Below are 23091 nucleotides of genomic sequence, written 5' to 3'. Positions count from 1 at the left end.
AATTGATGTAACATTTATGAAAGAGTTTTCTCAACGTAAACAAAACAAGTACATCTGTACACATATTAAAGACACCTGTTTTTCTTTCGCTCTTCTTTTATTCGTGGTATACTTACCTTACAGAAATTGGGAGATGAGAACATGCTGGATTTTCGTTTATATACATTCCTTACGCTGTCTGAAACATTAAATTATACGAAGGCTGCGGATATCTTATGCATTACACAGCCTGCGGTTTCGCAGCATATCAAATATATGGAAAAGGAATATGACTGCAAATTGTTTTTTTATGACGGAAAGCAGTTGAATCTGACGGCTCAGGGTAAGCTGCTGGCTGAGAAAGTGCGTACCATGGTTGCGGATGAGAAAATGATCCGCAGTCTGCTGAAGCAGAATCAGAAAACACCCGCCCTGCGCTTTGGTGCCACGCTGACGATTGGGGAGTTTATCCTGCCACAGCGCTTGAACAGCTTTCTCGCTGAGCATACGGAGACCTCTTTGTGCATGATTGTGGAAAACACAGCAACCCTTTTACAGATGCTGAACAGCGGGGATATCGGCTTCGCCTTTGTTGAGGGATATTTTCCAAAGCAGACCTATGACTGGAAGCTGCTGTCGCAGGAGCGCTATGTCGCGGTAAAAGGAAAGCATTATACCTTGCAAAAGGAGGTTCGCTGTTTGAAGGATCTGGTGCAGGAAACACTGATTGTTCGGGAAGATGGCAGTGGTACCAGAGAAATACTGGAGCGCGGCATGCAGGAAATCAATTTATCCATCGCCGCCTTTCAGAGGGTGATTGAAATCGGCAATGTACAGGCTATCAAAACGCTCGTCAGAAACAATCAGGGAATCAGCTTTCTGTATGAAGCCGCCGCAAGAGAAGAGATAGAAAAAGGAGAACTGGAAGTGATCGACCTGTATGATTTCCATATTCTCCATGAATTTAATTACATTACACTGAAGGATTCGGTATTCAAGGAACAATATGACGCCTTCTTTGCATCTGTGTGCCGGCCATGATGATTGTCATGGCTTTTTTTATTTGAGTTTTTCATACTTGCTCAGCACCCTGACACCGTGCTTCGTTACCTGACAGACCTTTCATACCGTGACGGCTATTCAGAAGCCAAAAGATCAGACTGCTCTGTGTGGTAAAACTGCGTAAACAAAGCGCGGTATAAGAAATTTCCCTAAGATCTGCGGCTTATGACTGTAAAATGTGATGTGTCTGTATCCCATTTCTAAAGCACACACAGCTTTCACAGTTTCACGGAAAAAGGGTGTCCCTGTACAGAATCCATCAATACGGAACACGCCTTTCCTTATCATTACGTTTTTAGTTGGTTCAAAGCATCCTTCAAAACTATGCAAACACCAGCTGTACCAGCATCATATAAAGCAGGGTTCCCCCGATGATACTGATCATATTATTGCGTTTCCACACATGAAGAAGTACGACACTCCCGATTCCCAGCAGCTCCGGCAGACCGTACGGATATTGAAAAAAACTCGTATTGCGTACACAGTAGACAATCAGACAGAGCATGATCGCCATAGGCAGCACATTCCCCAGATATACAATTTTCCGCGGGAGTGCTTCTGCGTTCTTGAATATCATAAAGGGAAGCGCACGTGTCAGAAAGGTGCAAACTGCCGCAACTGCGATAATCAGCAGGCTATCCGTAATACCTATCATGATGCATCCTCCTTTTTTTCCACCTTGTCCTGAAAGATGACAAGCAGAATGACCAGCAGTATGAGCGCCGGCAGCAGAAAGTTAGATAACTGAAACAGCGCAGTGGAAATGAGAATCGCGGCTATTGCGATATAGACAGCACCATGCTGCTTCGCTGCCAGCCACTGCTCCACAAAGATGACAGTAAACAAAGCTGTCATTGCAAAATCGATTCCCGTGGTATCAAAGGCGAGCAGAGAGCCGATGGTTGCACCGAGTACGGAACCTATTATCCAATACAGCTGATCAAATAACGATATACAGAACATCAGCTGTTTCCCCTCTCTGCTTTCCTTATTCGGAATTGCACACAATAAGGAATAGGTTTCATCTGTCAGGGAAAACATCATATACCAGCGTTTCTTTCCCATCGCCGGAAAGCTCTTCAGAAATGAAAGACCATAAAACAGCTGCCTTGCATTTACGGTAAGTGTAACCAGTGCTACCTCCACAAGTGAAAATCCGGCATGAAAGAATGTCAGTAAAACAAACTGCATACTTCCGGCATACACACTCAGACTGATCAAAAACGCCCAGAGCATGGAATAGCCCTGCTGCTGGCAGAGAATACCGAAAGCGATTCCCAGGAATACATAGCCGACCATCACAGGAAAGCTGAGCCGCAGTGCCTCCTTTGCTATTTTCATACAACATCACCCCTCAAAAGTTTTCTTATATTTTAGACGATTTCTCTTTCGCTTGCAATCCCCTATTCTTTTTACGGATATATCATAAGCATGCAGTCTGCTTATTTACAGTTGACCGTCTTGCAGGGAACACACTGACTGGATGGTAGCCAAACTATCACGAATCGTGTAAAGCATGGAAGCTGTATGCTTATGAATGCAGATTACATACCTGCCTTTGCATACACGTTACCGCTATGGCTTTAAGGACAGCTTTGAAGATGGGATGGAAGAAGGAATCATAAAAGGTTTTAAGCAGAAGGTAGAGAGGAAGGGAAAAAGAGGAATCAAAAAAGGCAGAGTGGAAGGCTCATGTTACTTTCGAAGCCGACAGTTGGAAACCAAGTTTCATGATAGCCGCTTACCGCGGCTGTATACCTTACAGCAGAGCAGATTGAACAAATCTTCAGCCTTATGTTTACTGTCATAACCGGAGGAAATAAAGAATCAAATCAAAGCTTCCTTGCAAGTGAAGGATCGCTTTGACTTTCAGGATTCCTTGTTAATCGATACCGTTTATCATTTTATCAAAAAAATCAAAAAAAGCATTGACAAGGCTATCTGCTGCATGATATATTTATTAAGCAATCGAGATGGGGTGTTAGCTCAGCTGGGAGAGCACCTGCTTTGCACGCAGGGGGTCATCGGTTCGATCCCGATACGCTCCACCATGATAGATCAGAAGAGATTCCTAACGGAATCTTTTTTTGTGCTTTGTTTAAATGGTATAAAAAAATAAGCCGATTCCACATTCTTCAACAGGAGAAAATACGGGAATACGGCTTTTTTATTTCATCTTATATATACGATTTTGCGTACAGGCATCAAACAGAAGTACATATTCCCAGTCAATCCAGAACCGGATTTTCTCCATGCGCTGATGGATATGGGAAGTATCTGACTTCATAATAACGACTCCCTCTTCATATTGGATATGATAATACACCTGCTCACCGGACTGTTCAACCAATACAATGCTGCCGCATATACCACCTGTTGATACCTCAATGACATGTTCACAACGCACCGCCAGTATTACGGAAAGATTTTTATCCTCTGACAGCCATGGTATCTTCTGCTCATGAAAGAGAAGCACCCCCTGTGCAAGGACTGCTGTAAACTGATTGATATCATATACACCTAAAAAAGAGGCAGTAAACAGATTGATTGGATTTTGATAAATGGCAATCGGATTTCCCATTTGCTGAATCTCTCCATCCTTCATAATAATCAGAATATCCGCCAGTGTCATTGCTTCCATTTGATCATGTGTTACATAGAGAAAGGTGGCACTGTTTTTCTGATACAGCTGCGCAATTTCAATTCGAAGCTGTGTCTTAAGTCTCGCATCCAGAGAACTCAGAGGCTCATCCATCAGAAACAACGACGGTTTTCTTATGAGTGCACGGGCAATCGCACAACGCTGTTTTTGCCCACCTGATAAATCACGCGCTTTGCGTTCCAGTAAGTCACAGATACCCAGCACTTCACATATCTGATAGACAGCTTCCTTTATATCCTGCTGCTTCATTCCGCTGTGAGCAAGACCGAAGGTTATATTCTCAAAAACACTCATATGAGGAAACAATGCAGCTTCCTGAAATACCATGGAGATACTTCTCTGAGCAGGTGTTTTCTGATTGACAAGCTGATCATCAATATATATTTCTCCTGAATCCGGAGTCAGAAATCCTGCGACAAGCTGAAGCAATGTCGTTTTCCCACACCCGGATGGACCTGCAAGCACAATAAAGCTTTTTTCCGAGAGCTCGAGATGAAAATCGCGTACTGCCTTAATATCCCCATAGGATTTTGTTATATTTTTCAATAAGAGTTTACTCATGCACATCTCTCCATATTCCACATTAAGTGTAGCCGAAGAAAACAAAAAAAGCAACCTTGTCGAGCAAAGCTGCTGTTCTTGTAATCCCCCATTCGTATTGATTTTGTAAACAGTATCAGTTTATTTACTAAGAGTGTACATGAGAATAAACGGGCTTGGGGAAGACCATTTTCACAATCTCCATCAATACGATTCCCATATGATCACCGAAGTGATCCCCAGTGTCTCGAAGCCCACCCTCTTCAAGACACCTATATGTTACTAGAAATAGTGAATTTATACAATGGATTTCACGCAAGTTGACATTTAATAAAAATTTTGGCGATTATTACAGTTTTTCAAGAAAACCGTCAACTCGGGCTGTAAAAGAAAAAACTTCTTATGAAAAGAAGTAGTTTTCAAGTATTAGATTTTAACGTTTACATATCCGCCGCCACTTGCTACTGTAAATCCCTTATTTGTATCTACAGCTAAAAAGAACGCACTTGCTAATCCCAGACTACATAAACTTGCAATCAATAATTTTTTCATTACTTTTGCCTTGATATTCTATTAAGACCATATGCATATCATCTCTGACATAAGAATGATATGTTAAAAATTGATTTAACTCAATAGAATCGGCTTAAGTTAATGTTTATATTGAAAATCTGGTTTTAAGATACTTTTCAAGAAAAACCATCAACTTAATTTGGTATTTAAAAAATGTTCAAAATAATGCAAACTTTTATAATGACCTGTTCGTTCAACTAGTTTGGTTAATTCAAATCTGAAAATATCTATATCAATATCATCTGTTATTTTAGGAAGAATTCTCTTGATAATAAAGTTTTGTTTTACAAAATCCGGAACATTTTCATCAAGACTAAAATATTTATACATCATTCGTATTTCTATAGGATAACCAGATAATACACCTTTTTCTATAACAGGCATTTTTATCGGTAAATCCAAATGATTTTGACAATCTGCTATATAAATCAAATGCGGTACAAAAACTCCATCATAATAATCTAGCATCAAATTGAAATATTCTAATGCTTTTTCATAATCTTTTCTGTGATGATAGTAAGATGCTATATTTGAATATAATTCATAAATTTTTATATTCGGTATCTCATTTCCTTTTAAGATTTCATTCACTTCATTAACAACACTGTCAATTCCTTTATTTGATGCATAACTATACATTATTATTTCATAATTATAAACATCTATAAGTCTAATAAAATTCTTACTTTGTCTAAATATGCATTTAAGTTCGCTTATCATCGTAAACATCTCAAGGTATTCTTCACTCACTAAATAATAATGTAAAACGATAATTTTTAAACAACTTAAATTAACATTTAATAGATTTAATTTTTCAATCAGGTTATAGTACTTCTTTAAATCTGTTTTGCACTCGATCTTCAATTTAGCAAATAATAAAACTTTGAATACATCATTCCAAACAAACACATCATTATTAAGTAAGCCTTCATAAACGTATATTCGTTTCTCATTTATCAATATGTCTGATTTATAATAATTATATAAATCCTTCAATATATAGTAAAATTCACCATAATATACATATCCTTTGAAATTTTCTAACAATCTTATTCCTCTATTACATGCATGTAATAAGGATTGTATTTGAAAATACTCAATATCTCTTAAAATCCCTTTAATCAGCTTTTCTATTTCATCATCAACAATTGGAAACTCACCAAATTTCAAATCCAGCTTATCCAACAATTCAATATAAACATCCTCAGATCTGCTCAATCCGCCAGCTTCGATATTCTTTAACGTATTTATACTGCAAATGCCATCACAAAATTTCTTCAGAGTAAAACTATTTTGTGTATTACCCCGCCGTTCTTCTCTGTAAATGCCAATCAGTTTACCGATAACTGATAATCTATCTCTACTAACATTCATATATATCCCTGCCTTTAACTTCACTCTCTAGTAATGCTACTCATATATTATAGAGGTTATTTCCAATATTTGGAAGTTAAAATCACATAAATGTCACATTCTTACTTCTTTACTATAGCTTTTCACCGATTATTGTCAAAAAGATAGTAAATCGCCGATGATTAAAGGTTAGCTAATGCCTCTTATCGCTTCTGTAATGTATGCAGAAAAAGAGCTGTGATGAAACAGCCCTTTAAAATATTGTGGGTATAGCTTTTTAGGATAGTTGTAGAGATTGCAAAATCGCAGGTCGAATATCATCTTCAACATCCAGTATATTCATAGCATCCACCGCACTGACATCGATTTTCTGCATCAGTTTTTTTACATAAACTAGTGTTGCTTCCACTTTTCCCTCTTCCTTGCCTCTTTGCTCAATGAAATCGCTAAAGTTGCACATCGTCATGACCTCCTGATCTATCTCCTTCTCCATTAGTATACCATACGTCTTCTGTAATTGTTCCATTTTATCCTCTATAACGAGATTTTTTATAAACAAAATCTTTAACAGCTCTAAAAGCCTCTGCTTGTTCTCATCCTCCTGCTCTACCGCATTCGGAATATCCTGCGCTTTTCGTATGCCTTCCTTCTTTGGATACACCATGACCGCTGTGAGCAAGTCATAGTCCTCCCTTTCGGCATGCCATATCTTTGTTTCACATGTTTCCTGTATCTTATAGGTGTTGATGACATCATTCTTTTGATTGTTATGTCCGATACAGATCCAGATGGAACAGACCTTTTTGATCCTGTCATAATCCGAATGCTGAAATCCATCCTTTGGATGCTTCTGTCTTGCCATCAATCTACTGCAATAATACAAAGCACGCTTGATCAGAGGATAACCGGGATCATCCTTTGCCTAGCTTTCCAGATTGATGATCATGCGAACTTTCTTATCCGCAGGTGTGCTCTTCTCGGCTTTCTTCTGCTTCATGGGGATTGTCGCCTCGAACTGAATATCGTATTTGATCTGTGCCCCCGGTATGGCTTCATCCGTGACCTCAACCTGCTGATCATCGATATATTCACAGTCTGCTGTGTTTATAGAAGACATTTCGATATAGGACGGTATGTCCTCCAGTGGAATATCTGCGTATTCCGGAATACAGCCCTTCATCACATAGGCGAGAATCTGCTTGTTTGATAATAGCTTTTTACAGTACATGTCATATTTCTTTTTATTATCATAGCAGCTAATCATAGCTGCTGCTTCTGTTTTCATTTTTGTTGTCATAATCATATCCTTTCTTTCTCCTATTGCTATCTGTACTTTAAGGATATGATCCGGTGGTGCTCTTGCTCTGCTGTTGTTTTTATTAGCATATAGAGGTTCCTGCTGTTTCGTATCATACGCAGGAACGGATGCAACAAAAACAAGGCAGTCCTTACCGCCGACAAGCGGTGTTCAGCTGCTGTAAGCTACTTAATAATTGTAAGGAAGGAATGAAAGCATAAGAAAAAACACTTCTAGCAAGCGGTTGAGCTACCGAAAGGCCGGGGCTTTTGCGGATGAATACCATGTGAATGCAATGTATTATTTATATAGTTTCTCATAGACCGACCTCTCCTTTTTTTGTATCTACAGTGTAGCATATCCCCTGTCAAAAATACAGAAAATTCTATAAAATCTCTATGTCATAAAAGAAGTGAAAAGCTAGTTTTCTGCCTCACTGTAAAAAAAGCACCCACCTGGATGCCAATATACGTTCGCAGTCTTGTTTTAACCATTCGCTTCATTTTTCACCAGAAAGATATGCAAATACTCCATCGGCTGTACAACCTTGGAAATGATACGGTATATATAACCGGCTTCCTCCAGACTGCCTTCCAGAGGAAGCCCCTGTGTTATAACTGCATTCATGCTTCTGTATGTCAATATATCATATAGAAAGCTGTTCTTTTCCTTCAGTAGCGAAATCATCTGCTTTGCCTGTTCAAAATCCTCCTCCTTCATAAGATAAAGAAATCGAATAAAACAGCAAAACGCATCATTCCTTCGATATTTATCAAGCAGCTCTCTGCAGGACTCCAGCTCCTCAAAATACAACGCAATGCTCATGAGATAGTGCCGCACCTGAAACAGATCCTCGGGATTCAGATTTAAAATCTCCTGAAACTGTCTTTGCGCCTTCCTCATATATCCGGCCTCGTACAAAGATGCCGCATAAGCGAACTTGATATGAAACAACGGCTTTGCTTCATCAAATTCAAAAAAATCAGATGCATCCCGCAGAAAAAAATCCTTTCCCAGATTCATAGTTGCCAGCTCCATGCCCTCTTTCAGCATACCGAGCTTTCTGTACATATTCTGTTCATTGATTCCCAGCACTAGGTAAGCCTCGATACAGTCTGTGCAAATCCCCAGCGCTTCTCTTGCAATCGTCTGTTTCTTTTGCGAGCTGCGGCAGTGATTGGCTTCCTCCAGCTTTTTCAGTGCGTCGCGATACGTATTCTGATTTGTATCCTTTACCGGATGTGTTTCATCCAGAAAGGCATCCAGTGTCATCTGGAAGGTAATGCCGATATCTGTTGTATCTGAAATATGATTCATATAGAGTCCCTCATCATTTCCCTTATTATATGCCAGTTCCCTATATTACTCAATGACTTTCGTTCGACTGTTTCAGATAATCTACTGCCCAGTAACTGTCAATTTCCTCAAACTGATTCTTTTGCGGTGGCAATTTCGAACAGATTGCATCATAGGATGTCTTCCATATTCCAATCACATCCTCTTCTTCATCATGCTGTACATGAAACCAGATCGTATCTGTCTCCTGATCCTGATAGACGACATTCTTCGGCAGCCTTCCCTTTTTCTTCTCCCGCAGAATGATTTTTAATTTCAGAAGCTCCATCGCCCGATCATCCAGCTTATCCTCCAGCATTCTGATTTTCTCTGCGACCTGCGACGGATCGCAAAGGTAGCGGCGGATACAATTTTTTTCAGACTGAAAAATAGAAAAGTCCTTATCTGTCAAATCACTTTTTGGCTTAACCAGCAACACAAAGCGATGCTTTTTATCAACATATATCATCGTATGGAGAAAGGTATTGATTTTTCCACAGCTTGGGCAGGCTTTTTTAAAGAATACCCCCTCCAGCAGCTCCTTACGAAACTGCGGCTCCATCTCCGGCATGATCAAGGTTTCACTCTTTTTATGTGTTTTGTAAAAGCAGCGGGGACAGGTAAGCTCCACCAATATAGATTTCATAATATCACCATATGTAACATTATACCTGTAAGCGGGCATATTGCAATAACAAAACACAGGAAGGATGATTGTCCCATTCTGAAACAGCGCCAGCAATACGATATCAGTGCTCCCTTTTAGCTGCCACATCCAAAAAGCTTCCTGACATCAAAAAGACAGAGCGACCGCCCTGTCCTGTTTATTATATTTCTCTGGTTGCGTATTTCAGCCATTCCTTTTCCGCTTCATTCAGATAAGGAGAAACCTTGGCATACACCTCTTTGTGATATGCATTCAGCCACGCAATATCATAGCGCGTCATCAGATCAACATCTAACCCATCCAGATCAAATGGTACGAATGTGATCGTTTCAAAATACATGAACTGTCCGTATTCGTTTTTCTCACCTCTGCGTACCACCAGCTCATTTTCATGCCGGATACCATGGGAGCCTTCCACATAAACACCGGGCTCATTGGACTGGGTCATCCCCTCCTCCAGAACACAGCTGTCATTTCTTTCCGGTACCACTTTCCAGCGGAAGCCGTTTGGCCCCTCGTGTACATTCATCAGATGACCAACACCGTGCCCTGTTCCGCATTTATAATCGATTCCCATTTCCCATAACGGACCTCTTGCGAGAATATCCAGATTCATACCGCGGCAGCCTTCAAGAAATTTTGCCCTGCTCAGCTGAATCATGCCACGCAGTGCACATGTATAGTGTGTACGGATTTCATCGGAGATCGGTCCGAGGACAAAGGTTCTGGTGATATCTGTTGTGCCCTCCAGATACTGTCCTCCACTGTCAACCAGCAGCATCCCCTCCGGCTTCAGCTCGACATTGGTTTCCTCACTGGCACTGTAATGCATCATTGCGGCATGCTCCTTGTATGCGGAAATTGTAGAAAAGCTCAACCCCAGATTGTGTTCCTGTTTTCGACGCAGACTTTCCAGATAATCACTGGCACTGATTTCCGTAATTGTTTCCTTGCCGATGTTATTCTTTAGCCAGTACATGAATTTCGTCATGGCAACAGCATCCTTGATATGCGCCTTGCGATTATTCTCCAGCTCGATTTCATTTTTTCTTGCCTTCATCAGCTGGGAAGGATTCGGACAGTCTACGATGCGAATCTCCTTCTTCAGATTCTGTGTGATTGCATAGTTTACAACACCTGTATTCAGCATAACGCACGCATCTGCCGGAATGGTTTTCACAAACGCATAAATATCATCATATGCATGTACCGCTACAGCATTTTCCCTGAAGTTCGCAAGCATCTGCTCATCCAGCTTATTCTCATCAATAAAGATATGATTTTCATTATGGGTGATTACCAGATAACATAGCATGACAGGGAAACAGCTGATATCCCAGCCGCGCATATTCATCATCCATGCGATATCATCCAGAGAGGTTACGATGTGATGTGTTGCGTTTTGTTCCTGCATTGCTGTACGGATATCCGCCAGCTTATCCTTTGTACTTTTTCCACTGTATGCCTCTTCCAGAAAGAAGCCTTTTTTCGTAGGCAGTGGCGGGCGTTCCTCCCAGATCATCCCGACAAGGTCTTCCTGCGCGGAAATGGTAACATCCTTATCCTTCAGCTCCTCCATAATGTCATGTACAAGTTTGGTATTCATGACACGTCCATCAAAACCAAATACACCGTTTTTGCTCATATGCTCACGAATATATGCAGGTATGGCAGGTACCCCCTCTTCTCCCTGCTTCATCAATTCAATCGTGCTGTCCTTCAGCTGATTTGCCGCCTGAATAAAATATCTGCCATCTGTCCATAAGGCAGCACAATCTCTGCATACGATCAGGGTTCCTGCCGAACCGGTAAATCCGGACATGAAGCTTCTCGCCTTAAAATGCTCTCCGACATATTCAGTTTCATGAAAATCGGATGTCGGAATCATGTATACGTCCATATTTCTTTCATTCATCAATGCTCTTAATTGTTTCAATTTTTCTATTACCGTCATAAGTTCCTCCTTCAATCATCACAGTAACCATTGTACTCCAAAAGAAGGAAAATGAATATAGATTTCACCTTAAAATTATGGTTTGTTCCTCTGTTATCTTATGGCACGCATCAGAAGTTTGCCTGTTCCAGCTGTGCAGTGAGCTGAATCATGATTTCCCTGTTATGCAACCTGTCAGCATCTCCCTGCATGATAATAACGACGGGATGCGTCCCCTTTACCTGCATACCGGTATCATATATTTTCGTATCCAGTGTATCACTGACATCCTGTTTGGTTTGTGCATCATATGCCGTTACCTTCATATCCAGATATGTATTATCAAGATCGGCAGTATCACCCTCCACATGAACACTGGTTGTGCCCTTGTAGGTCATAATGCTGTCCAGCTTTTGTTTCATTTCCATATGCAAAGCATCGGTTGTGACCCGTATTCCCTCTTTCAATGTGATGCTATTCTCCCATAAGCGAAACATTGCAAATGTAATCAATAGCACAGATAGTACAGTTGCTATTCTTATATATACCATATCTCTTTTCATAGCCATATCCTCCCAAAAAAAACCAGTCATTTAGAGTATGACCGGTTTCTTATTTTTTATAGCTCAGGATATGAATTTTGTAGTATTTCGCTTCCTTCACGTCATATACGGTATAGTTGAATTTGGCATGCTCTTTCGAAGCAACGATGTCCTTACCAGTGAGGAACCATTTATCCTTCTTAATCAGCTTCTTCTGCTCATCATATAGTTGAATTTCCGCTTTTACGAAACGCACTGCGAATTTTGTATCATTGTGCAGCTCTCCACAAAGGACGCAATGCCCTTCCAGTGCTTCAAATTTCACTGCATCCACATAGAGTGTTTTCTGTTTTTTCAACACCTGCTCTTTTTCTTCCCATCTCGTACGTATGGTCTTATTGAACAGCCAGATTACAGCAAGCTCTGCATACAGCAGGATACCGAATTTACTTTTCAGAAAGAGAAAGATTTTACCGATAAAGGGGATATGAAACACATAGGTTCCGATGATATCCTTTCGCAGTGTCTTATACATGTCCAGATTATCCTTACCCTCTGCATTGGTGCGGTATATGGTATTTCCCTGGAAATCTTTTTCTGTTTTATTAAAATGGTGTGTTAATAATATATCATCACCAAAGCGGTCTGCCTTAAAGGTGATAATATCACCTTTATTCAAATGCAGTGGTTCTTCTGGATCAAGAACCTTCGTACAGACAAGTGAGAAGGTGGGAATGCGGGGCTCCATACTGTCTGTTAATACAGCATATAGGCGATAGCCGGTAACCTGTGCTGTTTCATCCGGATATTTTGCCATAAGAAAAGTATAGGCTGCCAGTAATACCACAACAACCACAAACACGATATTTGCTATGCGTTTGATTCCTTTTCCCATAAGTGCTCCTACTTTCCTCTTCTATATTTTATAAGATTATTGGAAGGTTGAAAAGATGTTTTTAAAAAAGCCGTCGGATGACGGCATTCTTTCAATGTAAGAAACTTCTAAGGTGCAACTGTAGCGTTCTCTAAAGTACCAGTCACCTCAACTTTAAGAGCTTTAGTCAAAGCTTCTGTTGCATCATCACTGGTTGGTGTAATTGTGACCGTATATGAATTTGCTGCATCAGTAACATTTTTATCAACACCAGTAGTAAGATCAGTACTACCTTTTTTAAATGTGACATCTACTCCTGAAACAACTGCATCTGTTGTCTTATCTTTAACAACTGCATTTAATTTTAAATTAGCTTTGCCTCCCGTTCCTGACACATTAAAATCAACAGTACCTGTAGCTACTGGTTTCTCACCATATGTTCTTGTCTCTGTTTGTGCATATGTTGGTGTAGAAGTAGTCGCAATTGTTACAGGACTATCAAAGCTTAATTCTCCAGAAGAAGTTGCTTCTGTTGTGTCCCACGCAGCGAATGTCCCTGCGGATGTAGCGATAACAGCACCTGCTGTTAATAACGATAATAGTGTACTCTTTTTCATATCATTGTTCTCCTTTTCAATGGTTTTAAGAATAGGTAATATTTTCTGTTACCTTTTACACTATTATTGTAATCCTTTTGGGAAACTTTGTATAATACCAATAACCCGCAAGCCGGTTATGCATTTTAGGTATAGCTACATATCTGCATAGGTTTCATGAATAATATTAAGAAACACCTTTCCTGCTTCACTCAGCACTTCGCGCTTTCTTCGGATGATCACAAAATACTTTTGAATATCACAGTTTCTGATGCGCATGCTGTGGATATGTGAATGCTTTAATTCCTCAATCTGCCATTTATTCCCCAGCATAAAGGCATCCGTATGATTCAGCATGTTGATAATCGCATGGTAGTTGCTCATTGTGATCGTTTTCTTAAATCTGCTCAGCTGCACACCATCCATTGTCAACGACATATTCAGATTCGAGAAAAAATCATATGGCAGATGAATCAGTGTGAAATCCAGAAAATCCCTTGCATCCTTCTCCTCCACCAGCTCATCCAGATTCTTCTCGTTGATATGAACGTACAGCGGTCCTTTTCCAAGGATATTCAATTCAATTTCCTTGGCATCCGCCATCTTACGATAAATACTCAATTGATAATCATTTAAAATCGTGATTCCGATTTCCGACTTCATTTCACTGACATTGGCCAGCACCTGCTCCGCCGTTGTTTCTACCATATGAATCTCTGTAGTTGCTGATTTCATATGCTTATAAAATTGTAAAATCAAATCATCCCGTAAGAATACGGAATCCACGGATACCGTCAGCTTGCTGTACAGCTTTTCCTCACTGACATCCTTTAAACGCTCCAGCACCTGAAACTGCGAGAGGATTGACTGTGCATAATAGTACATCAGTCTACCGGTCGGTGTCAGCGTAACCCCGTGATTGCTACGGATAATCAGCTCTTTCCCCATTTCTTCCTCTAATGACTGTATACTTCTGCTCAGACTTGGCTGGCTGACAAACAGCTTCTCCGAAGCCTTGTTGATGCTTCCACTGTCGACCACTTCAACGAAGTAGCGTAATTGTTGGTTTTTCATCTCTCATTCTCCCTAATTGTGGACATTTATGCTCATTATTATGATAACATAAAAGACAGATTTCTACGTATGCAGATTCTGCCTTTTTCTGTAAAATTATTATTTTGTATTCATAATATAGGAACCATTCGCTGTTGCGACTACCTTGCCGCTTTTCTTTGAGCGTGCAATAGCTCTGGTCTGTGACATTCTGCTTCCTGCATGATCACAAATTCCTTCCACCAGCAGCGTATCGCCACTGCTCACACCGCCAACATAGTTAACAGCCATTTGTATCGTTGGTGTAAACACTGCATTCCCGCTCACATACGATATACATCCCATCGTAATATCCAGTGCTGTCGCAATAATGCCTCCATGCAGATTTTTCGCCGGATTCATTTGCCAGTCTTTCACCGGAAAAGCCAGAATCACACTTTTTGTAAGAAAATCCGCGGTTACCAGCTCCATATCCATCATGGAATTTATCGTACCTTCATCGCGTACTCTCTGCTTTACAAAATACTGAATACGTTCATGGAACTGTTTTTTATCCATATATATCACATCCTTACCTGCCTATTATACTCCTTACAGGAAAGAATTCACACAGTTTGCACAATGAAATCATTTCTGCTTCCAGTTCAATATCCGGATTTTGTAATCATAAACACCATATACTTCATAAGCTGTATAGGAAAATTCTCTTGTTTCTTCCGGCTGTAAAAAATCTCTGCCGCAAAGATACCATTTCATTGTCTTTATCACATTACGGAAATCATCATACAATTCAATTTCCGCTTTAATATACTGTACAGGAACAGGTGTTTTATTGATCACTCTGCCGGTTAATACAGCAAATCTGCTGCTGCAATCGAATTCCATATCTTTCAAAAGGATTCCCTGTTCTTCCTGCATTTCCACAATTGGTGCTTCTTCCACCTTTGATTTTTCTATTTCCTCAGGTTCAGGCATTTCCTCCTGCACATCCGTCTGCCTGCTCTTGTTGATATCATATTTTCTGTTGAAGTTCGGATATTCCTGTTGTTCTGCTTCTACCCGCTGTGGTGCTTTCACACCGTGCAGCAGCTCCTGCACCTCTTTTCGGACTTCCTCCAGCAGTTCCTTATCTACACCGGCATCCGCAGTGTAAACATCATTTGCTGTTACCTGTTCTTCTTCATGAAATTCCTTCTCTGCAATTTCATCATTTTCCACCATTACTTCGTCTGGATCGCTGGATGGATCTTCTGTTTCCACCGGATTTTCTTCTACCAAAGGATATTGTCCGCCTTGCAGTGTTTCCTGTATACTGGTTACTACCGGTTCCAGAATGCCGATTGCCTGAATATGCAGTTGATTGTGCTCATTTGGTTGGTACTGCTCTTTTTTTTCTTTGACAGCTTCCGCAGGACTTGCCGTAGCGGTATCCTGATCCGATTCCTCTTCGTTTGTATTGATTGCAATCAGTATATCCTGTAGCTCAGCCTGTGTAAATGTAGCTCCCCCCTCTCGCAGATCAATCGTTTGTTCTGGCTTTGATTTTCCAGAGGATGTATGCTGAACCAGAGACTCCTGCGTATTCTCTGATCTCTGTACATGCTTCCCCTCTGCATCCGGGTGCTCCTGAATTTCCTGCTGTATTTTCGTTGGGCCTGCCGGCTTCTGATGCTTCTGCTTGTACACAATCGGCAGCAGCTCCTCATCATCAGCCGCTTTCCTTTGTTCCATCAATGCTTTTTTCACTGCATGGCGCTTGCGTAAGCGCTGCTTTCCGGTCTGTTTCGGAATCTGCTGTTTTGAAGCCTTGCCTGCTGCTTGTAAAATACTGTCGGCAGCTGCCTGCTGTTTGGCTTTCGCAGTCTTATCTTCTGTTCCCTTTGCCTGTCTTGAAATATCTTCCTTTGGAGTCTTTAGCAGCGGCTTCTCTGCATCTGGCTTCACTTCCTGCCCGTGCGTAACCTCTTTCTTTTCATCCACTGAGCGTTGATCAGGATCCAAAGCATTCTTTTTCGCAGACACCTCTATACCCGCTTTTCCTTTACGCTCCCGCAGCACACCCTTTATCAACAGCAGCATGGTGCTCAGGATACAAACGCCCAGCACCACGGCATACGTGATTTTACCATAGCTGCTTTGCAGAAATTCATACACCCTGCCCATATACTTTATATGAAAGAGATAGGAGCCTACCAGATCCTCATGTCTGGTTTCATAGGTATCATAATAGCTGCTGTCAGGGGCCTGCGTAATGTAAAAGGTTTCCTGATTTCGAACTTCACTTTTCACAAACATATGCGTTAAGATAACCGATTCCCCAAACCGCTCTGCCCGAAAGCTGATCAGCGTGTTATTTTTTGGTTCCTCGTTTTCTTTGAAGGTCTTTACAAAGATGAGAGAATCCTGTTCGATCGCTTTTTCCTTGTTTTTACCGGTAACCTGTATCATCCGGATATGCAGAAGATGCTCGCTCTGTTCCGGAACATAAATCAGAATCGTTACCAACAGTAAAAGTATTAGAAAAAAGCCTTCCAGAATCCATGACAGTTTTTGCTTCATATCGTATCCACTCCTGCTTGCACTGCTGTATTGTCTACCGTTATTCTATCATAGATTCCAGCTTATAAAACGCCAAGAAAGTCCTTATTTATAAGGTTTTTACAATTTCTTTCCGCAAATCTCAGCGTAAACATAAATTTGTGTTTTTATCTTAAGATTTACAAAAAAAGCCTCCGACAAGCAGTCGCAAGGCAGCCTTAAGCAGCATTGTGCTCAGACTCAAAAATATCTTCATCCAGAAATACCATACGCGGTTCATGGCAGCTTTGCAATACATCCGGAATCCCCATTAAATCCACACCGCAGAAATGGGATGCAGCATGCTGTGCGGCGTTTCCTGTGAGGGGTACATACAGATAGGCTATACCGCAGCAGTAAGCGGATGCTATAAAGCCTCCCAGCTCTTTTAGTTGCTGATTCCCTATAATCAGCAGGCTGCTATCCTTTTGACATCCGCTTTGATACAGGAATCGGACGATTGCCTCCAGATGATCAAAGGTCTTGATATGCGCTGTACCGGGAACAGTATAGCATGCAGCTTCAGGAAATTGCGCTGTGATATCCTTTTTTATTTCCGCCGGTACATCGGATTCACAAAGAATCAAAAGCTTATCCGCTTTGATATAGGCGTTAAGTTGTTTTACGATTCCCCGGCAGTGATATACCTGCTGTTTTTCTGTTTGCATCCTGCTTCACCTGCTCTTTCTCTTTTCATTGATCAGCTTTGGGAAATAACCGCTGATACGCACATGATCGAAGAAGATCACAAAGGCCTGTTCATCACAGCCCTGTACCTTTTTTTTCAAATGACCGTATTGTCCTCTGGTAATTGCCACCATCATGACCTCCTTCCTGCGTCCGCTGTAGCCGCCTGTTCCATCCCAGACAGTAACACCACGCCCCACATCCAGGATCAGCTGCTGCTTCAGTTCATGATTTTCCGTGATAATCAAAGCAGCCGATTCTGCATTATCCTCGTGAATGCGATCCAGCACGAAGGACAGGATACAGCTGTGTACAATGGAATATAAGGCTACCTGACTGTCGTAAATGAGAAAACAGAGTAGATAAATCACCGTATTGACCAGCAGATAGATACTGCCGACACTTCCTTTTCCTGTTTTTGTCAGATACAGTCCGATGATGTCAATACCTCCGCCGCTCCCGCGCCCCTTGAAGAACAGCCGTGTACCATATGCACATAGAAAGGAGCCAAGCAGGACAGAGATAAAGACATCCTCAACCAGAGGCGCTTTGGGCACCGGAATCAAAGACAAAAACAAAGATTCAAACAGTATGACGATTGCCGTATGCACGGCAAATGTTTTCGCCAGCACCCTGGCAGCGAGAATGATCATGAAGATATTCAGGATCAGATTTATAATCCCGGCGATATCAAAGGAAAGTCGATAGGGCAGGATATGGAGCAGCAGATCCCTGAGCAGCTGGGCGATTCCTAAAAACCCGGCACTGTAGATATGCAGCGGAACCAGAAACACATTCATCGAGAAGGAAAACAGCAAAGCTCCGCTGATACAGTACAGCCAGTCCTGTGCTGTCTTCATACGATATAGCGCTGAACGCGATCACTCATTCCCACCGCGATTTCTCCTGCCGTCCCCTGTATGATTTGGCCAAGCAGATAGCTGCTGACTGCCCCGGTTCCATCATCACCACTCAAAAGTGCATATTCCCCAACCTGCACTGCTTCTATATCGGTCACATCCACCATGAACATATCCATGCATACCTTTCCAATCAAAGGTGCCGGCCTGCCATGTATGGAAACATAGCTCTGCGGGGACTGTGCGATACAGCGTCGGTAGCCATCCGCAAAGCCTGCCGCCAGCACTGCGATTCTGACAGGCTGTTTTGCGATAAAAGCATGACCATAGCCCACCCCTTCTCCCGCTGCAATATCCCGCAGCAGGACGATTCTCGCTTTCCAGACAAGCACCTCCCGCAATGGTATCAAGCGCTGCTCCGGGGCTGAGGCAAGACCAAAGATATAGGCACCGACACGCACCATGTCCATATGCATATCTGGAGCATGTATCGCTGCCTTACTGTTGCATATATGACAGATGCCCGTATCGATTCTTCGTTCCTGCAACGCCCGGATGCAGCTTTGAAAGCGCTGATACTGCAATTCGGTAAACGCCAGCTCCCTTTGATTGCTGCCGGCACCGTATACCAGATGGGTATACATCCCTGTTATTTCTATATTCGGCAGTGAAAACAGAGGAAGCAGCTGCTCCACGCAGTCTGCTGTAGAACTACAGCAGTCGATTCCCATGCGGTGAAAGCCGGTATCCAGCTTCAAATGCACGGCAGTCTTCAGGTTCATACCTGCACAGCACTCGGAAATATGGGAAAGAAACATTGCGGAAAAGGCACTGAGTGTGATGTTGTTTTCCGCAGCCAGGCGTATTTCCTCATCCGATACATAGCCAAAAACAAGAATCGGCTTTTCTCCTGATACGCTTCGCACACGCAACGCCTCCTGCATGGTGGCTGTTCCATACCAGTCGCATAAATCGTCCATCGCCTGTACACACGGCTCGATTCCATGACCGTACGCATTCCCTTTTACGACTGCCATAAACCTCGTTCCTGCTGTGAGATGCCGCTTCAGCTGCATCACGTTTTCCCGAATTCGCGCTGTATGGATTTCTGCATAGGTTCGGCAGCTGATGTTTTCTTCCATACCTATTCGGCTTTGCCGCACTCCGCAATGATGGCGGCTTCATATGCTTTTTGCAGCTGCTTCAAAATCGGTCCGGGCTTTCCATCCCTGATCGTATGCCCGTCCACCTTTAAAACTGCACTGCATTCCGTATTCGTATCAGCGACAATGACCTCATCTGCGGCATACAGCTCATCCAGTGTAAAATTGCCTTCACGAAATGGTATCTGTTCCTGCTCACACAGTGCCTCCAGTATTTTCTTCGTCGTACTGGGCAGAATATCCTCATTTTCAACATGTGTCAGTATACAGCCGTCCTGAACAATCAGGATTGAGCCGGATTTTTCTTCCGTGACAATACCGTCCTTTACCAGAATCGCCTTCCCTGCCCCTTTTCTCTTTGCCTCAGAGCGCGCCATGCAGTTTGGAATCAGATTCAGTGTTTTTACATGACAGTATTTCCAGCGGATATCCTCCACACTGATCGCAGTTGTTCCCGCCTGGATTTTCTTCACATTGCGGGGAGCATGTACCGCAAAGCCGGACAGCACCGGCCTTTGATCCTCACGCCCGGGATACAGATGGTTTCGGATACTGGCATCCCCTCTTGTCAGCTGCATATACACATAACCGCTGTGCAGATCATTCTCCTCAACCAGCTGCTGAAAGAAGCCTTCGAATTCCTCCCTTGTATACTGCAGATTGAAATCAATGACATCCGCCCCCTGAAACAGACGGTCGAGATGCCGCTTTAGACCAAACAGCTTCCCATTGTATACACGAACGACCTCATACAGACCGTCTCCGAAGACATAGCCGCGGTCCTGCAGAGAAATGTGGATATCCTGCTCTTTGACCATAGCTCCCTTCCATAAATATCGTTCCCCGATTCCTTTTTTTTCTATTCCATTCATCCTTATATCCTTCTTTCTATTCCTTGCATGCCGAATAGCTTATTTTCCCGCTCAGCATCCCGTATGTTTCTTTGAACACCTCATCCATGTGCTCCTTCAGCTCATCAAAATTCATGAATTTACGGGAGGTCACAGCTTCCAGAAAAATCGGAAGGTTGATACCGTAAAAGCATTCCAGCTTTTTCTCTTTATACAGTCTGCCGATTGCCTTTGCTGTGACATTGCAGGGGGATCCTCCCAGTAAATCTGTCAAAACGATCACACCGTCCCCTTCATCCGCCTGTTCGATTGCCTTGTATACCTTCTGTTCAAACTGTTCAATGCTGTCTCCGTGAAACAGTCCCAGATGTGCAACATTCCCGATATTTCCGACAATCAGCTTTCCGCTGCTGACAAAGGCTTCTGCCAGGGGTCCATGTGTGGCGAGTACCAGTCCTATCATACGACGTGCCCTCCCCTAGGCTGCGTCTTTGATTTCGATTCGCTTATCATCCGGTACGACTCGAATATAGACGTCCATGCCCTTGCTCTGCATAGCCTTGATGCTATTCATTTCTTCCTCATTCACCGCAATGTTGCGATACAGCTTTCGTCTGTCTGCCCGGGCACCGATTCCGCCGATTCCCACTTCCTGTATCGGAACACCCGCATCATGCAGATCCGCGAAAACCATCGGTGTTTTTGCGAGCAAAAAGATACGTTCATCCTCACTGCCTGCTTCTTTGAGATAGGAGATGGCACTGCTTACGGAAAGCACCTCCAGCTCCAGACTGCTCGGCATTGCGGATTTCATGATCATTTTCATAAAGGAATCCTTTGCGGCTTTATCATCCACAATAATCACCTTGCTTGCTTTGGTATGCAAGACCCAGGCCGTCATGACCTGCCCGTGTACCAGCCGGTCATCAACGCGTGCATATACAATATTTTTCATACAATTATTCCTCTTCCTTCTGCAGACAGGCGATAAATGCCTCTGCGCGGTGCTGCAATTCCTCAAAGCGCCCTTCCTGAATCGCACGCTTATCCATCAAGCGTCCGCTGATACCATAGCCGGTGCAGCCGACAGCCGCAAATTCTGCGATATTTTCCTCGGTGATTCCCGCAGTCGCAATGAATTTCACATGGGAAATCGGTCCCATCAGATCCTTAATGTAGGAGGCTGTCATTCTGGCAGCCGGAAACAACTTAACATAATCCGCACCGTATTCATGTGCATCCAGTACCTCGCTGGGGCTCAGTGCTCCCGGAATGGACAGCATGCCCAGCTCCTTTGTTTTACGAATGACCGCTTCATTGACATTCGGTGAAATAATATAGGCAGCCTTTGCCTGATACGCAAGCTCCACCTGTGCAGGACTGACAACCGTCCCTGCCCCGATCGCCATACGGCCTCGAAAATGCTCCTCCAGCATGGTGATCGCATCCAGTGTTTCCTTATAATCCTTGCTTTTCTGATCGAAGGTGACCTCCGCCAGACGGATGCCGCCCTTATACAGTGCTTCCATCGTCTTGAGGAGGGTGTCACCATAGACACCCCTGCAAATCACGATAAGCTTATGCTCCTCCAGCATGGCTCGAATTGTATCCATATAAACTCCTTTCTTCGTTTATTTTAGAAGAATCCAATCAGCACACCGACAATAGCGATGGCAATCAAAATCAGTATGATCTTAGATGTTGAAAGCTTTTTCTGCAGCAGGAAGTAAGAGAGAAAGACAAAGCCAACCGGCAGTAAGCCCTTGAATATCGCATCGAAGATGGTTTCCTGCAGGACCATGTCCGAGCTTCCCAGATGCAGCACCGTGGAAGAAGTAACCGTTACAGTCGTAGCCGCAAGCCCTCCCAGGGTAATGGCTCCAACTGCCGTAGCCAGCGTCATAAAGCGCTCCAGCTTTCCGCTCGCAAACAGACCGTTGACAGCTTCCTTTCCCTTTTTATAGGAGGTCTGGAACATCCAGTAGCAGGGCACCATGACATAGAGAACGGTTACGATCATATAGAAGATCGGACCGAAGAAGTTGCCGTCCATTCCCATACCGATCGCAATGGAGGCAATGATAGGGATTGCCGTTCCCTGTCGCAGAGCATCAAATACACCTGCCAGCGGTCCCATCAGTCCGGTTTTGATTGCGCTGATGTCCTCGCCTTCAATTGGCAGTCCGTTTGCACGCTCCTCCTCAAGGGAGCATACCAGCCCCATGATGATGGAGCCGCCGTAATACCCGGCTGTATTAAAGAATTCCATGTGTCGCTGGCACGCATTCACAAATTCTTCCTTATCATCACCATACAGCCGCTTCAGCACCGGTCCCAGACAGCCCAGCACACCGGGTGCCTGCAGACGCTCGTAGCTCAGCGTTGCTTCTCCAAGCAGATGCCAGAGAAGAAAGCATTTATTTAAATCGGTCTTTGTCAGCTTTTTCTCAGTCTGTACGTTGGTATCTGTTATCTGACGTTCCATAC

At 42.9% G+C, this 23091-nt stretch carries 24 protein-coding genes and 1 tRNA gene; 2 read left to right on the top strand and 23 right to left on the bottom strand.

The features are described from left to right. The first annotated feature begins 141 nt into the window (after positions 1–141). Positions 142–1020 carry a LysR family transcriptional regulator gene (locus tag ACESPQ_RS07370; RefSeq protein ID WP_109770833.1) on the top strand — a complete coding sequence of 293 codons (879 nt, stop codon included), beginning with the start codon at positions 142–144 and terminating at the stop codon, positions 1018–1020. A gap of 343 nt (positions 1021–1363) precedes the next feature. On the opposite strand, the gene ACESPQ_RS07365 is transcribed toward ACESPQ_RS07370, so the two are convergent. After that, on the bottom strand, positions 1364–1696 hold the full coding sequence (locus ACESPQ_RS07365; RefSeq protein ID WP_257328259.1) for an AzlD domain-containing protein: 333 nt from the start codon (positions 1694–1696) through the stop codon (positions 1364–1366). Further along, complete coding sequence (locus ACESPQ_RS07360; RefSeq protein ID WP_009588646.1) at positions 1693–2382, bottom strand: AzlC family ABC transporter permease; 690 nt, start codon at positions 2380–2382, stop codon at positions 1693–1695. The genes ACESPQ_RS07365 and ACESPQ_RS07360 overlap by 4 nt, the downstream gene beginning before the upstream one ends. 634 nt (positions 2383–3016) lie before the next feature. Here ACESPQ_RS07360 and ACESPQ_RS07355 point away from each other — a divergent pair. After that, a tRNA-Ala gene (locus ACESPQ_RS07355) sits at positions 3017–3092 on the top strand. A gap of 116 nt (positions 3093–3208) precedes the next feature. Here ACESPQ_RS07355 and ACESPQ_RS07350 read toward each other — a convergent pair. The 21 genes from ACESPQ_RS07350 to ACESPQ_RS07250 form a co-directional block, all read right to left on the bottom strand. Further along, on the bottom strand, positions 3209–4264 hold the full coding sequence (locus ACESPQ_RS07350; RefSeq protein ID WP_373144182.1) for an ABC transporter ATP-binding protein: 1056 nt from the start codon (positions 4262–4264) through the stop codon (positions 3209–3211). A 681-nt stretch (positions 4265–4945) separates the two neighbouring features. Further along, on the bottom strand, positions 4946–6190 hold the full coding sequence (locus ACESPQ_RS07345; protein ID WP_002609426.1) for a hypothetical protein: 1245 nt from the start codon (positions 6188–6190) through the stop codon (positions 4946–4948). A 256-nt stretch (positions 6191–6446) separates the two neighbouring features. Next, positions 6447–7031, bottom strand: coding sequence for a hypothetical protein (locus tag ACESPQ_RS07340; RefSeq protein ID WP_002609425.1), 585 nt, complete (start codon positions 7029–7031; stop codon positions 6447–6449). A gap of 60 nt (positions 7032–7091) precedes the next feature. Continuing rightward, the gene (locus ACESPQ_RS07335; protein WP_002609424.1) at positions 7092–7472 is read right to left on the bottom strand and encodes a hypothetical protein; all 381 of its coding nucleotides are present in this window, start codon (positions 7470–7472) and stop codon (positions 7092–7094) included. A gap of 480 nt (positions 7473–7952) precedes the next feature. Beyond that, positions 7953–8783: a hypothetical protein gene (locus tag ACESPQ_RS07330; RefSeq protein ID WP_002609423.1), complete on the bottom strand. Its 831-nt coding sequence runs from the start codon at positions 8781–8783 to the stop codon at positions 7953–7955. A gap of 49 nt (positions 8784–8832) precedes the next feature. Continuing rightward, a complete protein-coding gene (locus tag ACESPQ_RS07325) occupies positions 8833–9447 on the bottom strand; it encodes a CpXC domain-containing protein (protein ID WP_009588567.1) in 615 nt (204 codons plus the stop codon). A 181-nt stretch (positions 9448–9628) separates the two neighbouring features. Beyond that, on the bottom strand, positions 9629–11422 hold the full coding sequence (locus ACESPQ_RS07320; protein WP_002609421.1) for an aminopeptidase P family protein: 1794 nt from the start codon (positions 11420–11422) through the stop codon (positions 9629–9631). A gap of 110 nt (positions 11423–11532) precedes the next feature. Beyond that, positions 11533–11964: a hypothetical protein gene (locus ACESPQ_RS07315; protein ID WP_008728512.1), complete on the bottom strand. Its 432-nt coding sequence runs from the start codon at positions 11962–11964 to the stop codon at positions 11533–11535. Positions 11965–12013: 49 nt separating this feature from the next. After that, positions 12014–12838: a signal peptidase I gene (locus ACESPQ_RS07310; protein ID WP_008728510.1), complete on the bottom strand. Its 825-nt coding sequence runs from the start codon at positions 12836–12838 to the stop codon at positions 12014–12016. A gap of 107 nt (positions 12839–12945) precedes the next feature. Next, positions 12946–13434 carry a hypothetical protein gene (locus tag ACESPQ_RS07305; RefSeq protein WP_002609418.1) on the bottom strand — a complete coding sequence of 163 codons (489 nt, stop codon included), beginning with the start codon at positions 13432–13434 and terminating at the stop codon, positions 12946–12948. Between the two features lie 135 nt (positions 13435–13569). After that, positions 13570–14487 carry a LysR family transcriptional regulator gene (locus ACESPQ_RS07300; protein WP_002609417.1) on the bottom strand — a complete coding sequence of 306 codons (918 nt, stop codon included), beginning with the start codon at positions 14485–14487 and terminating at the stop codon, positions 13570–13572. A gap of 99 nt (positions 14488–14586) precedes the next feature. Next, positions 14587–15024, bottom strand: a complete 438-nt coding sequence (locus tag ACESPQ_RS07295) for a PaaI family thioesterase (RefSeq protein ID WP_002609416.1) — start codon at positions 15022–15024, stop codon at positions 14587–14589. A gap of 69 nt (positions 15025–15093) precedes the next feature. Continuing rightward, positions 15094–17025, bottom strand: coding sequence for a hypothetical protein (locus ACESPQ_RS07290; RefSeq protein ID WP_002609415.1), 1932 nt, complete (start codon positions 17023–17025; stop codon positions 15094–15096). Positions 17026–17222: 197 nt separating this feature from the next. Further along, positions 17223–17711 carry a hypothetical protein gene (locus ACESPQ_RS07285; RefSeq protein ID WP_002609414.1) on the bottom strand — a complete coding sequence of 163 codons (489 nt, stop codon included), beginning with the start codon at positions 17709–17711 and terminating at the stop codon, positions 17223–17225. A 6-nt stretch (positions 17712–17717) separates the two neighbouring features. Beyond that, positions 17718–18590, bottom strand: coding sequence for a YitT family protein (locus ACESPQ_RS07280; RefSeq protein WP_002609413.1), 873 nt, complete (start codon positions 18588–18590; stop codon positions 17718–17720). Next, the gene (gene alr, locus ACESPQ_RS07275; RefSeq protein WP_373144178.1) at positions 18587–19732 is read right to left on the bottom strand and encodes an alanine racemase; all 1146 of its coding nucleotides are present in this window, start codon (positions 19730–19732) and stop codon (positions 18587–18589) included. Before alr ends, ACESPQ_RS07280 begins: the two co-directional genes overlap by 4 nt. 2 nt (positions 19733–19734) lie before the next feature. Then, entirely contained in the window at positions 19735–20625 is an 891-nt protein-coding gene (gene dat, locus ACESPQ_RS07270; protein WP_109770818.1) for a D-amino-acid transaminase, read from the bottom strand. Between the two features lie 16 nt (positions 20626–20641). Further along, complete coding sequence (locus tag ACESPQ_RS07265; RefSeq protein ID WP_002609408.1) at positions 20642–21067, bottom strand: PTS sugar transporter subunit IIA; 426 nt, start codon at positions 21065–21067, stop codon at positions 20642–20644. 15 nt (positions 21068–21082) lie between these two features. Beyond that, on the bottom strand, positions 21083–21559 hold the full coding sequence (locus ACESPQ_RS07260) for a PTS system mannose/fructose/N-acetylgalactosamine-transporter subunit IIB (RefSeq protein WP_002609406.1): 477 nt from the start codon (positions 21557–21559) through the stop codon (positions 21083–21085). 4 nt (positions 21560–21563) lie between these two features. Beyond that, positions 21564–22217, bottom strand: coding sequence for a bifunctional 4-hydroxy-2-oxoglutarate aldolase/2-dehydro-3-deoxy-phosphogluconate aldolase (locus ACESPQ_RS07255; RefSeq protein ID WP_373144176.1), 654 nt, complete (start codon positions 22215–22217; stop codon positions 21564–21566). 23 nt (positions 22218–22240) lie between these two features. Then, entirely contained in the window at positions 22241–23089 is an 849-nt protein-coding gene (locus ACESPQ_RS07250; RefSeq protein WP_002609402.1) for a PTS system mannose/fructose/sorbose family transporter subunit IID, read from the bottom strand. Positions 23090–23091 lie beyond the last annotated feature (2 nt).

This window comes from Clostridium sp. HGF2, assembly GCF_964240115.1.
Taxonomy (GTDB): Bacteria; Bacillota_I; Bacilli_A; order Erysipelotrichales; family Erysipelotrichaceae; genus Clostridium_AQ; species Clostridium_AQ innocuum.
Note: the sequence above shows the minus strand (reverse complement) of the source record. Positions and strands in the feature narration are given on the sequence as shown.